At 35.3% G+C, this 15,448-nt stretch carries 9 protein-coding genes; 8 read left to right on the forward strand and 1 reads right to left on the reverse strand.

Going from position 1 to position 15,448, the window contains the following annotated elements; translation table 11 throughout:
• The first annotated feature begins 132 nt into the window (after positions 1-132).
• The 5 genes from ACX5JI_RS05950 (at position 133) to ACX5JI_RS05970 (ending at position 8,671) form a co-directional block, all read left to right on the forward strand.
• On the forward strand, positions 133-1,395 hold the full coding sequence (locus ACX5JI_RS05950) for a dicarboxylate/amino acid:cation symporter (RefSeq protein ID WP_459500139.1): 1,263 nt from the start codon (positions 133-135) through the stop codon (positions 1,393-1,395).
• A 330-nt stretch (positions 1,396-1,725) separates the two neighbouring features.
• Positions 1,726-3,426: a peptide ABC transporter substrate-binding protein gene (locus tag ACX5JI_RS05955; RefSeq protein WP_459500140.1), complete on the forward strand. Its 1,701-nt coding sequence runs from the start codon at positions 1,726-1,728 to the stop codon at positions 3,424-3,426.
• A 569-nt stretch (positions 3,427-3,995) separates the two neighbouring features.
• On the forward strand, positions 3,996-5,708 hold the full coding sequence (locus ACX5JI_RS05960; protein ID WP_459500141.1) for a peptide ABC transporter substrate-binding protein: 1,713 nt from the start codon (positions 3,996-3,998) through the stop codon (positions 5,706-5,708).
• Positions 5,709-6,178: 470 nt separating this feature from the next.
• On the forward strand, positions 6,179-7,831 hold the full coding sequence (locus tag ACX5JI_RS05965) for a peptide ABC transporter substrate-binding protein (RefSeq protein ID WP_459500289.1): 1,653 nt from the start codon (positions 6,179-6,181) through the stop codon (positions 7,829-7,831).
• A gap of 120 nt (positions 7,832-7,951) precedes the next feature.
• Positions 7,952-8,671 carry a class I SAM-dependent methyltransferase gene (locus tag ACX5JI_RS05970; RefSeq protein ID WP_459500142.1) on the forward strand — a complete coding sequence of 240 codons (720 nt, stop codon included), beginning with the start codon at positions 7,952-7,954 and terminating at the stop codon, positions 8,669-8,671.
• 88 nt (positions 8,672-8,759) lie between these two features.
• On the opposite strand, the gene ACX5JI_RS05975 is transcribed toward ACX5JI_RS05970, so the two are convergent.
• Complete coding sequence (locus ACX5JI_RS05975) at positions 8,760-9,134, reverse strand: hypothetical protein (RefSeq protein ID WP_459500143.1); 375 nt, start codon at positions 9,132-9,134, stop codon at positions 8,760-8,762.
• Positions 9,135-9,272: 138 nt separating this feature from the next.
• On the opposite strand from ACX5JI_RS05975, the gene ACX5JI_RS05980 reads away from it, so the two are divergent.
• The 3 genes from ACX5JI_RS05980 to ACX5JI_RS05990 all read left to right on the forward strand — a co-directional run bounded on the left by ACX5JI_RS05980 (position 9,273) and on the right by ACX5JI_RS05990 (position 15,442).
• On the forward strand, positions 9,273-9,608 hold the full coding sequence (locus ACX5JI_RS05980) for a hypothetical protein (protein ID WP_459500144.1): 336 nt from the start codon (positions 9,273-9,275) through the stop codon (positions 9,606-9,608).
• A gap of 285 nt (positions 9,609-9,893) precedes the next feature.
• Positions 9,894-11,993 carry a vWA domain-containing protein gene (locus ACX5JI_RS05985; protein ID WP_459500146.1) on the forward strand — a complete coding sequence of 700 codons (2,100 nt, stop codon included), beginning with the start codon at positions 9,894-9,896 and terminating at the stop codon, positions 11,991-11,993.
• A gap of 86 nt (positions 11,994-12,079) precedes the next feature.
• The gene (locus tag ACX5JI_RS05990) at positions 12,080-15,442 is read left to right on the forward strand and encodes a tubulin-like doman-containing protein (protein ID WP_459500147.1); all 3,363 of its coding nucleotides are present in this window, start codon (positions 12,080-12,082) and stop codon (positions 15,440-15,442) included.
• The last annotated feature ends 6 nt before the right edge of the window (positions 15,443-15,448 follow it).

The following is a 15,448-nucleotide window of genomic DNA, read 5'->3' on the forward strand; positions in this document are numbered from 1 at the left end:
CAAAAAAAGAATAATGGTGTAACATAATAGTATAGTTTGAGCTGAGTAACAGGGGGGCTTCTAAAAAAATATATTTTATAATCTTTTTATATAATTAAAGGGGAAATGAACGAAATAGGGGAGTATGGACAGATGAGAATCATGAAGAATTTAACATTTCAAGTGATTGTGGCAATTATTTGTGGGATTGCAGTAGGGGCAGTTTGGCCTAACGTAGGGCAACAAATGAAGCCAATTGGTGAAACATTTATTAATATGATTAAAATGGTTATCGCACCAATTATATTCTTAACAATTGTACTTGGGATTGCAAGTATGGGAAATATGAAAAAAGTAGGACGAGTTGGCGGGAAAGCTTTATTATATTTTGAAATTGTAACGACGTTCGCTCTTATAATTGGAATTATCGTGGCGAATATTGTAAGGCCCGGTGATGGTTTAGACCCTTCCAAACTCAAGGGTGGGGACATTTCACAATATGTACAAAGTGGTCAGGAAATGAAATGGATCGATTTCTTTTTACATATCGTCCCATCTAACATGGTTGACGCATTTGCAAAAGGAGATATTTTACAAGTGTTATTCTTTTCCATTTTATTTGGTGCAGGATTAACAATGCTTGGAAAAAATGGACAACCCGTTATCGATTTTTTTGAGCGGTTATCTAAAGTGTTTTTTAATATTTTATCGATTGTTATGAAGTTAGCACCACTTGGAGCATTTGGTGGAATGGCATTTACAATTGGAAAATATGGTTTGAGTACATTAATTCCACTTGGAAAATTGATGATTTGTGTGTATGCAACGATGGCATTATTCGTATTTATTGTGCTACATATTATTTGTAAGTTTTATAAATTTAGCTTGTGGAAATATTTATCGCATATAAAAGAAGAGCTACTGATCGTACTCGGTACCTCATCTTCAGAATCAGTGTTACCACGTATGATGACAAAGATGGAACAGTTTGGGTGCTCAAAACCGGTAGTAGGTTTAGTTATTCCAACAGGTTATTCATTTAACTTAGATGGAACAACAATCTATTTATCGATGGCTACTATATTTTTAGCACAAGTTTTTCACGTTGATCTTTCACTTGGTCAACAATTAACGATAATTGCTATTTTGCTAGTTACGTCAAAAGGAGCAGCAGCTGTAACTGGAGGTGGATTTATTGTACTCGCATCGACTTTATCAGCGATGAATGTTATTCCTTTAGAAGGGTTAGCTCTTTTATTAGGGGTAGATCGTTTTATGTCAGAAGCACGCGCTATCGTAAATTTAATTGGGAATGGTATTGCAACTGTAGTTGTTGCGAAAAGTGAAAATGAGTTTGATGAAGAGCGGTATAACAAGGTATTAATAGAAATGCAAAAAGAAAAAATAGTGGGATAAAAAAGTCAGTAAAGCTGACTTTTTTATTTTGGCATGAAAGAAGTTACTTGAATTATACAAAATTGATGAAGAGTAGCACAAAAGAGTTTCTTTTGAATTGGAGTAATATAGAAGAATGACGAGAGAATGTATATTAGCGCAATCGAATGTTTATGAACATTACTGTAATAAAATAATTTTTATAAAATTTTCAATAATAACACTTTACAAAAAACGAAAAAATAGTAGAATAATAGTTAGTAGAAATCTTTTGATAAGAATATAAAGAAAAACAGAATTATCAGAAATTTCTTAATCTAGACCGTATAGGGAATTAGGGAGGGTACAAAAATGAAAAAGAAAAAGATGAAAAAATTAACAGCAGTTGTAGCACCAGTTTTAGCAATGAGTATGGCATTAACGGCATGTTCTACAGGGGGAGACAAAAAAGCAAGTACGAATGCAAGCGGAAGCGATAGCAAGTCCGATGGTAAATTAGCGGCGAAACAAGTATTGAATCGTACAGAAACAAACGAAATTCCAACGATGGATACTTCCAAAAATACAGATGCACTTGGTTCACAAATTTTAGGGAATACAATGGAAGGGTTATATCGCCTAGATAAAGATAATAAGCCAATCCCAGCGGCAGCTGAATCGAGCACGAAAAGTGAGGATGGCAAAAAATATACATTTAAACTTCGTAAAGATGCAAAATGGTCAAACGGTGATCCAGTAACGGCGAAAGATTTCGTATATGCATGGCAACGTTTGTTAGATCCGAAGACAGCAGCTGAGTATGCATTTATTGCATACCCTCTTAAAAATGCCGAGGCAGTTAACCAAGGAAAAGCAGAAGTTTCAACATTAGGTGTAAAAGCAGTCGATGATTATACACTTGAAGTAGAATTAGAACAACCTGTTCCATATTTCTTAAATTTAACGGCATTCCCATCATATTATCCGTTAAATGAAAAGTTTGTAAAAGAAAAAGGAGATAAATACGGTTTAGAATCGGATACAGTTGTTTACAATGGACCTTTTGTGCTTACAGAGTGGAAGCATGAGCAAGGATGGAAACTGAAGAAAAATGATAGTTATTGGGATAAAAAGACTGTAAAATTAGATGAAGTTAATTATAGTGTTGTAAAAGATATGGCAACGCGTGTGAATTTATATGATAGTGGTGAAGTTGACTTTACATTATTAACTGGAGAGTTTGTAGATAAATATAGAAATAAAGAAGGAGAGTTTGGTGTATACCCAGAACCAAGTACGTTCTTCATACGCCTAAATCAAAAACGTGGTGGACAAGATACACCATTAAAGAGCAAAAAATTACGTGAAGCAATTGCGTTATCAATTAATAAAAAAGATTTAGCAAATGTAATTTTAAATGATGGTTCAAAACCAGCAGATTTCTTAGTGCCAAAAGGATTAGCGACCGGACCTGACGGAAAAGATTTCCAAGAAACGTTTAAAAATGGTCTGAAATATGATACGAAAAAAGCAGCAGCGGCTTGGAAAGAAGCGCAAAAAGAGCTTGGTAAAGATCAAGTAACACTTGAATTTTTAAACTATGATACAAGTAATGCGAAAAAAGTTGGAGAATATGTAAAAGATCAAGTTGAGAAAAACTTAAAAGGTGTAACAGTTAATATTAAAGTACAGCCATTTAAACAAAAATTAAAACTAGAAACTGATCAAGATTATGATTTCTCATATGGTGGTTGGAGTCCAGATTATGCAGATCCAATGACGTTCTTAGATATGTTTGAATCTAAGCACTCTCATAACCAAATGAGTTTCTCAGATCCGAAATATGATGAAATGATTAAAAAAGGATCAACAGAATTAATGTCTGATGCGAAGAAACGTTGGGAAGAGTTAGGTAAGGCAGAAAAACTATTGCTTGAAGAAGATGTAGCGCTTGTCCCGTTACATCAAAATGCTAGATCGTATGTAATGAAATCAAACATTAAAGGTGTTGTGAAACATAACATCAGTCCAGAATACAGCTTCAAGTGGGCTTACGTAACAGAAGAAAAGTAATTCAGATAGAAAAGCATTTCTAAAAGTAGTACCTCTACTTTTGGAAGTGCTTTTTTCTATGTAGTGAATCTTGTTTTTAAAAAAAATTTCAGTTACTAGAAGCAATGTTTGATGGAGATATCATATATATAATTTGATTTTCTAACATCTAAATTGCGGTTATGAAAACAAAAGGAAATCCCCACTTATTTATTCGGTTTGTTTTTACATGGCATGGGGCTAAAAAGGGAACTGACTGCTACTACACTCGGCCGGATGCTCTCTTCCATCTAAAAAGAATGGTTTGATATTAGTTTTTAAATTTGGATTTATATATAAAGAATTTTAATAAGAACTTAAATAAAGAATAAGAAGTATGCGCTGTTAAATAGTGAATGGGTAAATTTTGCATAGCAGTATATCCGGAATATATCATCATTATAGTAGGGAGAATTTTAAGATTTTAAAAAATAACTTTACAAAATTCTAAAAAACAGTAGAATATTATTTAATAGAATTTTCTGATAACGGAATTGTATCAGATGACTACTAAGGGTATCATCGTACATATAATTAGGGAGGGTACACAAATGAAGAAGAAAAAGATGAAGAAATTAACAGCGGTTGTAGCGCCAGTCCTAGCAATGAGTATGGCATTATCGGCATGCTCGGAATCAGGTGGGGATAAGAAGACAAGTACAACGTCTAGTAGTGGGGAAGATAAGAAATCGGATATTAAATATGCAGCAAAACAAGTATTAAACCGTACAGAGAATCAGGAAATTCCAACAATGGATACTTCGAAATCAACAGATACACTTGGGGCACAAATTTTAGGGAATACGATGGAAGGATTATATCGCCTAGATAAAGATAATAAACCAGTCCCAGCGGCCGCAGAATCTAGTACGAAAAGTGAGGATGGTAAAAAATATACATTTAAACTGCGTAAAGATGCAAAATGGTCAAATGGTGATCCAGTAACGGCGCATGATTTTGTATTCGCTTGGAAGCGCTTACTAGATAAAGGGACAGCTGCTGAATATGCATTTATTGCCTACTATATTAAAAATGCAGAAGCAATTAATAAAGGAGAGGCAGATGCATCTACATTAGGTGCAAAAGCGATAGATGATTCTACACTTGAGGTAGAATTAGAAAAGCCTGTTCCATACTTCTTAAATTTAATGGCATTCCCATCATATTATCCGTTAAATGAAAAGTTTGTAAAAGAAAAGGGAAATAAATTCGGTTTAGAGGCGGATACAGTTTTATATAATGGACCGTTTGTAATGTCTGAGTGGAAGCATGAACAAGGTTGGAAATTAAAGAAAAACGATAATTATTGGGATAAAAAGAGTGTGAAATTAGAAGAAATTAATTATAGTGTTGTAAAAGAAATAGCTACAAAAGTGAACTTATATGATACGAACACAATTGACTTTACATTATTATCAGGAGAGTTTGTTGATAAATATAAACCGAAGAAAGATGAATATGGTGAGTATGCAGAATCAAGTACGTTCTTCTTACGGTTGAATGAAAAACGTGGTGGACAAGATACGCCGCTGAAAAATAAAAAGTTACGTGAAGCAATTGCGTTATCAATTGATAAAAAAGGCTTAGCAAATGTTATTTTAAACAATGGATCCAAAGCAACGGATCAATTAGTGCCAAAAGGACTAGCGAAAGGTCCGGATGGTAAAGATTTTACGGAAACCTTTAAAAATGGTTTAAAACAAGACACAAAAAAAGCAGCCGCAGCATGGGAAGAAGCGAAAAAAGAACTTGGTAAAGACCAAGTGGCAATTGAATTGCTAAGCTATGATGATGGAACAGCGAAAAAAGTTGCTGATTATGTAAAAGACCAAGTTGAGAAAAATTTAAAAGGTGTAACAATTAATACGAAAATCCAGCCGTTTAAACAAAAGTTAAAATTAGAGACAGAACAAGACTATGAAATCTCTTACGCAGGTTGGAACCCAGACTATGCGGATCCAATGACGTTTATCGATATGTTTGAAACGAAGAGTTCATACAATCAAATGAGTTATTCCAACCCAAAATATGATGAAATGGTTAAACAAGTGGGAGATGAATTATTGTCTGATGTGAAGAAACGTTGGGAAGTGCTAGGAAAAGCAGAGAAATTATTGCTTGAAGAAGACGTAGCGCTGATTCCTTTATATCAAAGAGGAAATGCATATGTAATGAAACCAAATGTAAAGGGAATTGTAAAACATAATATCAGTCCAGAGTACAGCTTTAAGTGGGCATATGTCGAAGAGAAAGGCGGAAAATAATAAGAACAGCATCTCCAAAGGTAAATACACTATTTTTGGAGGTGCTTTTTCATGGGAAGAATCCAGTTAAGTTAGCCAATTTAAATGAATTAAGAGTGGTAGCAAAGGTGAGCGGAATGTCATACAATCAAATGATTTATAACAAAAAAGAAGCATATAAAATTATGTTTAAACAATAGAAAAGAATAAGAAGGGTTTGATGCTCATATAGTAGATGGGGAGAATCTTGTGATGGTGCTATTAAAAGGCGAATTATTAGTATTATAGAAAATATTTTCAGAATTTTTAAAAATAAAACTTTACAAACTTTTAAAAAATAGTAGAATACTAATTAATAAGAATATTCTAATAACTATTCGAGTATCAGGATATTTCTCAAAATTAGCATCGTACATATAATTAGGGAGGGTACAAAAGTGAAAAAGAAAAAGGTGAAAAAACTAACAGCGGTTGTAGCACCAGTTTTGGCAATGAGTATGGCGTTAACGGCATGTTCAGGATCAGGTGGGGACAAAAAAACAAGTACAAATTCAAGCGGAAGTGATAGTAAGTCTGATACGAAATTAGCGGCGAAGCAAGTCATTCATCGTACAGAAACAAATGAAATTCCAACAATGGATACTTCAAAAAATACAGACACCCTCGGTTCACAAATTTTAGGAAATACGATGGAAGGGTTATATCGTCTTGATAAAGATAATAAGCCAATCCCAGCTGCAGCGGAATCTAGTACGAAAAGTGAGGATGGCAAAAAATATACATTTAAACTTCGTAAAGATGCAAAATGGTCAAACGGTGACCCTGTAACAGCGAAAGATTTCGTCTATGCATGGAAACGTTTAGTAGACCCAAATACAGCGGCTGAATATGCATTTATTGCATATTATATTAAAAATGCGGAAGCAATTAATCAGGGGAAAGCGGAAGTATCTACATTAGGTGCGAAAGCAGTGGACGATTACACACTTGAAGTAGAACTGGAAAGAGCAACCCCATATTTCTTGAACTTAATGGCATTCGTGTCCTACTATCCGTTAAATGAAAAGTTTGTAAAAGAAAAAGGAGATAAATTTGGTTTAGAATCTGATACTACAGTTTATAATGGACCATTCGTTTTAACAGATTGGAAGCATGAAGAAGGTTGGAAATTGAAGAAAAATGATAAGTATTGGGATAAAAAGACTGTAAAGTTAGACGAAATTAATTATAGTGTTGTAAAAGATATGGCAACGCGTGTGAATTTATATGATAGTGGTGAAATTGATTATACTTTACTAGCTGGCGAGTTTGTAGATAAGTATAGAAATAAAGAAGGAGAGTTTGGTGTCTATCCAGAACCAAGTACATTCTACTTACGTTTAAACCAAAAACGTGGTGGTCAAGATACACCATTAAAGAGTAAAAAATTACGTGAAGCAATTGCGCTATCCATTAATAAAAAAGATTTAACAAACGTAATTTTAAATGACGGTTCGAAACCAGCTGATTATTTAGTACCAAAAGGATTAGCGACTGGGCCTGACGGGAAAGATTTCCAAGAAACATTTAAAAATGGTCTAAAACCGGACGCTAAAAAAGCAACAGCAGCATGGGAAGAAGCGAAAAAAGAGCTTGGTAAAGATCAAGTGACACTTGAATTTTTAAACTACGATACAAGTAACGCGAAAAAAGTTGGGGAATATGTAAAAGATCAAATTGAGAAAAATTTAAAAGGTGTAACAGTCAATATTAAAATGCAGCCGTTCAAACAAAAACTGAAATTAGAATCTGATCAAGATTACGATTTTTCATATGGTGGCTGGAACCCAGACTATGCGGATCCAATGACATACCTAGACATGTTCGAATCAACAAACTCTCAAAACCAAATGAGTTACTCAAATCCGAAATATGATGGAATCATCAAACAAGGAAAGACGGAATTAATGGCGGATGCGAAGAAACGCTGGGAAGAGTTAGGGAAAGCAGAAAAAATATTGCTTGAAGAAGATGTAGCGCTTGTACCATTATATCAAAATGCTAGATCGTATGTAATGAAACCAAATGTAAAAGGTATTGTAAAACATAACATCAGCCCAGAATATAGTTTCAAGTGGGCTTACGTAACGGAAGAAAAGAAGTAAGGAATGAAGAGAAGAGCATTTTTAAGGAGAAAGAATGTATCCTTAGAAATGCTTTTTTCTTTTGCACTGTTTTTCTTTTGACTGAATATAGCTAATATAGAAAGAATAAAGGAGAATTCGATGAACCGGAATGTATACATTGATTTTTTAGCCTACTATGGAATTGGGAGTGCACACCCTGGTGGTTTTACGTTAACGAAACAGTTATTAGCACAGTTTCCATTGCGCTGCGAAGCGAATGTACTTGAAATAGGATGCGGAACAGGGCGGACAGCAGCTTATATGAAAAAACAATATGGTTATAACGTCACAGCAATTGAAAATAATGAGATTATGATTCAAAAAGCAAAAAATAGATGGTTACAAGAGCAATTATCTATTGAATTCATGAAAGGACATGCAGAACAATTGCCATTTTTGAATGAGCAATTTGACTTTGTATTAGGAGAATCTGTACTTGCTTTTACAAATAAAGAGCAGGCAATCCCTGAATGTTATCGTGTCTTACGAAAGAACGGGAAACTGATGGTGATTGAAATGGTAATTGAGAAGCATATAACAAAAGAAGAAGAGGACAAAATTATACATTTATACGGAATAAAGGAGTTACAAACAGAAACGGAATGGATTAACTTATTTCAAATGGCGCATTTCAAAAGGATAACGATTGCCGGCGGAGCTACGATTGCGGAGACGATCGCAGGACAAATAGAACAGCCAGAATGGAACATGTCACATTATATTCCATCCGAACTTTATGATGCTTGGGTGCAACACGAGCAAGTATTGCGTATGTATCAACATGTATTAGGACACCGGATATTTATTTGCGAAAAATAAAATGGTATAGTAAAGAATTTGTGGCAAATATAAGAGAATTATTTTTGAAAAGGAGTTGACATAAAACGATAGTCAGCTCCTTTGTAGATTAGATGAAAAATAGTGCCGCTAAAGAAATACCAAAAATAAATCCAAAGGCTAATTCGATGGCACCACTACCGCCATAACCACATCCACCATAACCACATCCACCATAGCCACCGCCGTAATAACCCCCACCAAAACCAAATCCACAATTGTTACATTGACCTAAGCCGCCACAAAAATCACAGCCGCCGCCTGCATATGCATCATAGTATCCAAATCCCGTATCAAAAGATGAAGGATGCGTTGGTGTAATCCAAACAGAATCATCTGTTACATCGACAATTTTACCGATATGAACATACCCATTTACATCTTCAATTTGTACAACTTTACCAAAATAACGATGACAAGTAGTATGACATGTTTGACAATCCATATTTTTACCTCCTTTCATATACAATAATACGATATGCCGTTAGGACAAGTGTGGCTTGTACGATTGACCTAAGTTTCATAATTGTTATGAGAACAGGAAAACATATGAGGAGAGCGTATGTGAAAAAGGAGTGAGATGATGGAAGCTAAAGATCAATTCCAAACGTATGAGGTGCCTTGGAATGAATTTACGGATGCCCTTCGTAGTGAAATGGAAAGGCAAGTAGGAGCAGATATTGTTGACCGGATTGTTTGTAATTTAGATGATGGGTTTGAAGTGTATACATATATACAAGGAGATTTAGGTTTTGAATATAAAGAAGCGCTTGAACGGAAATTTGGGAGTGATGGAAAAACTCCTAATTTATTAACGGTCATGTTAGTAGCGGGTATGTATCGTACAAGTGAAGAGAATATTCGGTTACATGCGGATCGTAAAGAAAATCCTATTGTGGAAGTATATGTGAAACAATAAAAAACACGCTTTTATAGGCGTGTTTTTTATTGTTATAATCTGAGGAAATCAAACTTTTTCACAGTAATTTGCGACATAAAATGTAGTAAGAGCATCATGTGGGCTTATTTATGTAAAAGATAAAACTTGTAATACGCACGATTGATGCGGATTTTTATTTCATCATTATTGTTTACATAATTTTATTATAGAAACTCGTTTCTATAAAAATACAAGTCATATATCTTGTTTCTTTTCATAAATTTAAACATAGGAATTTGTCTACAAAGGTGGCGAAGTCTCATCATGAAGATTCGAATTTGTGCCACATTCATCTTTTTTCTATTACTATGTTTTAATCCTTTTTCAACTTTGGCAAAAGGAGAGGGGGCAAAAGAGAGGGTCGTTTCACTTGTATATGATGATTCTGGTAGCATGAGGAATAACGATCGTTGGAAATATGCCAATTATGCTTTGCAAAGTTTAGTTGCATTATTAGATGAAAAAGATAGATTTTCGTATGTTCCAATGAGCCGACCTAATGAAGCTTTGAATGTTACGTTAACAAATGAAAAAAGGCAAACAGAGATTAATCAAATTGGAGCATGGAAGAACTATTTAAATACGCCGTTTAGTGCTGTAGAAACAGCGATGCAATCTATTAAAAAGGAAGCGGACATAAATAAAAAACGTGAATTTTGGCTTATTGTATTAACTGACGGAGCATTTAATGAATTAGAAAAAGAAAAAACGGGCGGTAAAGAACAAATCACACAGAAGCTAGAGCAATTTAAAAAAGAAATGGAAGCGAAAAAAATATCATTGCATCCCGTTTTAATAACAATGGAAGAAAAGTTAGGAGAGCAAGAACAACAACAGATGAACACGTTCAAAGAAATTTGGAAAAAAGAAATAAACGGTATCGTCATGCCATCTAGTGGGGAAGAGGGAGTCATTCAAAGTGTTAATCAAGCGGCAGCCTTGGTTACAAATCGAGACCCATTTTCTTCTGTTGAGTCGATTGTGAAAACGAACATATCCGGAAATAAATTAGAGATTACGACACCATTTCCGTTAAAGCGAATGACGCTTGTCCAACAAGCTTCTACTGCATCACAATACCAAGTGAAAAAACTTTCTACACCATTAATGTTACAGACTTCTTTTTCTATTCATGCGCCAGGGGAAGCTCATTTATACGGTGGCATTACCCATATTGGTACTACAAATCAGGAAATCATGAAACCAGGGACATATACGATAGAGCTAGATAGAGATATTAGAGAAGCAGGATTAAAAGTACTTGTGGAACCAGCACTTGATTATCATCTTTCTATTTATGATAAAGAAGATACAGATAAAAAAAGTAGCGAGAAAATGTATGAAGGAACGACAGCTGTTATTGAAGCAAAGCCTACTGAGTTACCTGTTCAAACTTCTTATTATCAAGCCGAGATAGAATTAGATGGAAAATCGTATCCGATGAAATGGGATAAGAAAAGAAAAGTATTTTATTACGAAACACAAGTTGAGAAACAACTCATACGTGGAAAAGTTCATATGAATATAAAAGGGTTTTATAGGCAGACAAAAGAATTTCGAATTCAATCAGAACAAAAGAAAAAGTTATCGCTACAAGTGATTACAAAAGATTATAAAGAAAAAGTAACGGATTTAGAAAAGAGTAAACCATTAGTGTTGCAACCATTACTGAGTGGTGAACCGATGACAGAGGTGGAAGTAAAGAAATTATTGCAATCTACTGGTGTCACATCTCATCAAGCGATCAACTACGAACTACGGCAACATGATAATCAAATATATGTGTACCCTCGTCCTTACTACTCCGATACATTCAATTTTACAGATACCGGCACCATAGAAGCTACCATCACTATAAACGATTCAAGGTTACAATATGTGAAGAAAACGATTTCGTTTTCTATTCAAAATGCGCCATTTTGGGAACGTTATGCGCTCATTTTTCAATTCGTAATACCAGTTACATTACTACTTATGCTTGTTGCGATTCTGATTTTAGGTTGGATTGTTCGGCCAAGGTTTCATCGTAAAGCAATGTTGTACTACGAATGGGATCAAGAAGTAGCGAAAGATTGGCTCTATCAATCTGAACCAGAGTTACTAAGAAACAAGTGGTGGAAACATTATTTTGGTATTCCATTTCGAGCAGAGCGAAAGACAGTACAATCGGTAATTTTTATAGCAAAGAAAGGTTCAAAGTCTGTATTTGTTGCAAAAGAATCACAGGTGATTGGTATGATTATTGACGGTATGTTTATAACAGAGGAAGAGGTCGGGAATGAGCATAAGACATTATATCCGAATGAGATTTTACTAATTGATCGTGGATATGGAAAGGAAATCTATCGATACGAATGTGAATAGTAGAGAAGGTTCAAAAAGTCTGGTGCTCATGTAGTGTCTCTTTTGATCCTTCTTTTTGAATACGTACGAATAGGAAGGTGGTTCACGTGACATTGCAAGTTCCAACAATTTTAATTGGTCTAGGTGGAATCGGTAGTACGGTCACCCATCAAATATATGAAAAGTTATCAGAGGAGAGACGGAAAAAGGTAGCGATGCATGTATTTGATACAGATGTGAATACATTAAGTAGATTTGACCATATTCGTAAATTCAAGACGCAAACGAGTTCTAGTAAAACGCCTCGAGAATATATTGCGGGAGATCCAACGATTCCAGAATGGTTTCCAATGGACCCTACGATTTTGGATAAGCCGTTAACAGAAGGGGCAGGCCAACTTCGTGTGATTTCACGATTAGCTCTTCGGGCGGCGATGAAAGAAGATAAATTGACTTCTTTTTGGCAAGAAATCGAAAAAATTTTTCCAGTTACAAGTGATCAAACAGAGTATGGTGTGCGCGTTATTATCGTTACATCTTTAGCTGGTGGTACCGGTTCAGGGATGTTCTTACAAATTGCATTGTATTTACGTGAAATGCTTCGGAAAAAATTACAACATCAGAACATTTTAATACGAGGTGCATTTTTAATGCCAGACGCACTTGTTAAGACGCGTACGGTCAGTGCAAAAGAGTTTGAAACGGTGCAAGCAAACGGTTATGCGTCATTAAAAGAATTGCATGCGATTACGCTTGGCTCAACAGGTGAGTTATCAAAAAGGGGCGGTGTCACAATTGAACTAGAATATCGTCCGGATCAAGTAGATGAAGATGGAAGAACAAATCATACAATTAAAGAGCACCACCTGCCGTACAATTATTGTTTTTTATATGACTATGAAAATTTACACGGTCATCATTTGCACAATTTAACAGATTACATGGAGCAAATGACAAATACGATTTATTTGCAGCTGTTTAGTCCAATGTCCACCAGTCATTTTGCACAAGAAGATAATCAAATTCAGCAGTTAGCAGAATCGAATGGAAAAGCGCGTTATTGTGGTGCTGGAACCGCAAAGCTCATTTATCCATATGAACATGTGTTGAAGTATTGTGCTTTAAAATGGGCTGTGCAAGGGTTAGATGAATCATGGTTACATTTAGATCAATTGTTTCAAGAGAAAAAACAGCGGTATGAACAAGATGTCCGTCGTGGTATGCAGCGTGAGAAACCGGAGCGTGGCAAGAGTTATTTAGAAGATTTAGAGCATCTTGCTACTCGTCCAGAACAAGCACATATTTTCTATAGACAAATGTATAATGAAACGCGTGAAGGTGCGGAAGGTGGTAAGGTTGGTGTTGCAAAATCCAAATTGTTTTTAGAAGCAGTTGAAAGTTATGTACAGCGTACGGTACAAAAAGATGCAGAGTTAAATAGATTGCAGCATGAATGCAAAATATCCGCGGCAAAATTGAAAATTACAGAACAGCTGAAGGGAGAAGTGGCGAGAGTTGATCATGCAGTTCGGTTATATGCATATGCGATTCCAAGTCGTGTACATGAACACGTGACGACGCTTTTATATGACATGATAGAATCAGACCGCTATACGCCTAGTGGATCAGAGGGGCAATCCTATCAACTCAATACATGGTTCCTAAAGAAAACAGAAGCTGTTCATCCTGTAGCTGCTCGTTTCATGTTATATGAGATTCGAAAGCAATTAATCGAGAAAATGAATCGGTTGCATGAGAATAATGAACAGAAGCGTAATTTAATTCAAAATTATGATAAGAAATTTAATGTGAGTAATATCGATGGGACAGTTACGGCAGTACGCCGTGTTGAACTGGCGCAACAACAAGGTTGGTTTGGAAAGATGTTCTACAATCAGCAGCGTATGTTCCGAAAAGAATTTGAAGATATCGTCACGCAGTACGTGCATAAGCTCAATGAATATCGTAAAGAGATGTTGCTTGAACTTGTTTATCAGTCTTTATATCAGGCGGTAAATAAAATGATTCAACATTGGGAAAGGTTTTTTGATAATTTACAAGAGACACGTGAAAATTTGCTGCTTGAGGTTCAGAAGCGCAGTAAAGAATTTGAAGGGAAAACAAATCCGACAAATGTATATGTGTTAGCAGATGAAAAGTTACAAGAGAAAATATGGCAAGATATGCAGCAACATTTAAATTTGGGTGTCCTTCCAAAGGATATATCAGCAGAGATTTATATGAGTTTGTATGCGGAATATTGCCGTGATGCACAAGCAGAAGAAAGTCAATCAAAAAAGGTCGAAGATTTTTATCGGGAGCATATTTTAACGTATTGCTATTCAGAACTCCAAGTTCGATATCGTGACAAACTAGAACTTAACATTATTGAAGCGTTGCGTAAAGAAGCTGACTTTAAAAAACGTGATCGTACTGAATATGTGAGAGAAAAAATTGAAGATCTTTTTCATCTAGCAAGTCCGTTTATTCCGAAAGTATCTCATCATCGAGAATTGCAATATTGGGGCGTACACCCGTCATTAAAACGAGAATTACAAGAAGAGCTACTGCAAGAAATGTTTCAAGAAAAGGAGACAGTGAACGAAGCATTTTCACCATTTGAAGTCATTTGTTACAGGGCTCACTATGGGTTATCGTTACAAGATTTTCCGAAACTTTCTTCTGGACATATTGCAAATGGTTTTATGAATGACAGAGGAGATTATTTTCAGTCTTATTATCGCCGTGTAAATAAATTAAATATCAAAAAATCGAACTTAACACCGCATTTAGATAAATATTGGCACTTGCCAGCTTTTATGCCAGACTTAAATGCAACGCAAACGAAGTTAGATTATGATAAATGTAATCGTGCTCTTCTTTATGCATATATGTACCGGTGGATTAGCCTTGTTGCCGTCGATGGTCAATTTGTTTATCAATATAATGGCGTCGGGCGAAGTTTTTTAATTCAGTCCATGGGGAAAAATATTTCAAGTGAAAGTTATAAATTACATCGTGCGTTACTTCATAATCCGTTTATTTATGAAAATATTTTGTCTCGTTTTGAAGAAGAGCAGGAAAAAGCGATGATTCAAGGGGGACATTTGTATACACAAGCATTTGTATTAGGTGCTCAAGATGTAAGGTGGCTTCGTAAAGAGCACGTTCATAATATTTTAGATATCATTTTAATGTATGACCGAGAGGCGAAGTATGATCCGACGTTAGAAGAAACAGCAGATGAATTGTTGCGTCTGTTGCTGGATGAGATTGGGCTATATTTTCAAAATTATTATGGTACGGGCGCAGAAATGGTTGCAAAGAAAGAAGCAGAACTGTTTGTAAACCAACTTTGGGACCGTTCACATGCGAAAGGATATGTCGATCCCAATAGTGCACCTTATAAAAAATGGCAACATGTATTACATGTTCAGGATGAGGGGAAAGACACAAAAACGAATGTGTAGGATGAA

This window comes from Bacillus sp. C1, from assembly GCF_054570475.1.

What these genes read in the sequence shown, in the direction of transcription:
- ACX5JI_RS05970 (WP_459500142.1), top strand. Translation starts at nt 7,952, where the DNA reads ATGAACCGGAATGTATACATTGATTTTTTAGCCTACTATGGAATTGGG.
- ACX5JI_RS05950 (WP_459500139.1), top strand. Translation starts at nt 133, where the DNA reads ATGAGAATCATGAAGAATTTAACATTTCAAGTGATTGTGGCAATTATT.
- ACX5JI_RS05975 (WP_459500143.1), bottom strand. Translation starts at nt 9,134, where the DNA reads ATGGATTGTCAAACATGTCATACTACTTGTCATCGTTATTTTGGTAAA.
- ACX5JI_RS05965 (WP_459500289.1), top strand. Translation starts at nt 6,179, where the DNA reads ATGAGTATGGCGTTAACGGCATGTTCAGGATCAGGTGGGGACAAAAAA.
- ACX5JI_RS05960 (WP_459500141.1), top strand. Translation starts at nt 3,996, where the DNA reads ATGAAGAAGAAAAAGATGAAGAAATTAACAGCGGTTGTAGCGCCAGTC.
- ACX5JI_RS05955 (WP_459500140.1), top strand. Translation starts at nt 1,726, where the DNA reads ATGAAAAAGAAAAAGATGAAAAAATTAACAGCAGTTGTAGCACCAGTT.
- ACX5JI_RS05980 (WP_459500144.1), top strand. Translation starts at nt 9,273, where the DNA reads ATGGAAGCTAAAGATCAATTCCAAACGTATGAGGTGCCTTGGAATGAA.
- ACX5JI_RS05985 (WP_459500146.1), top strand. Translation starts at nt 9,894, where the DNA reads ATGAAGATTCGAATTTGTGCCACATTCATCTTTTTTCTATTACTATGT.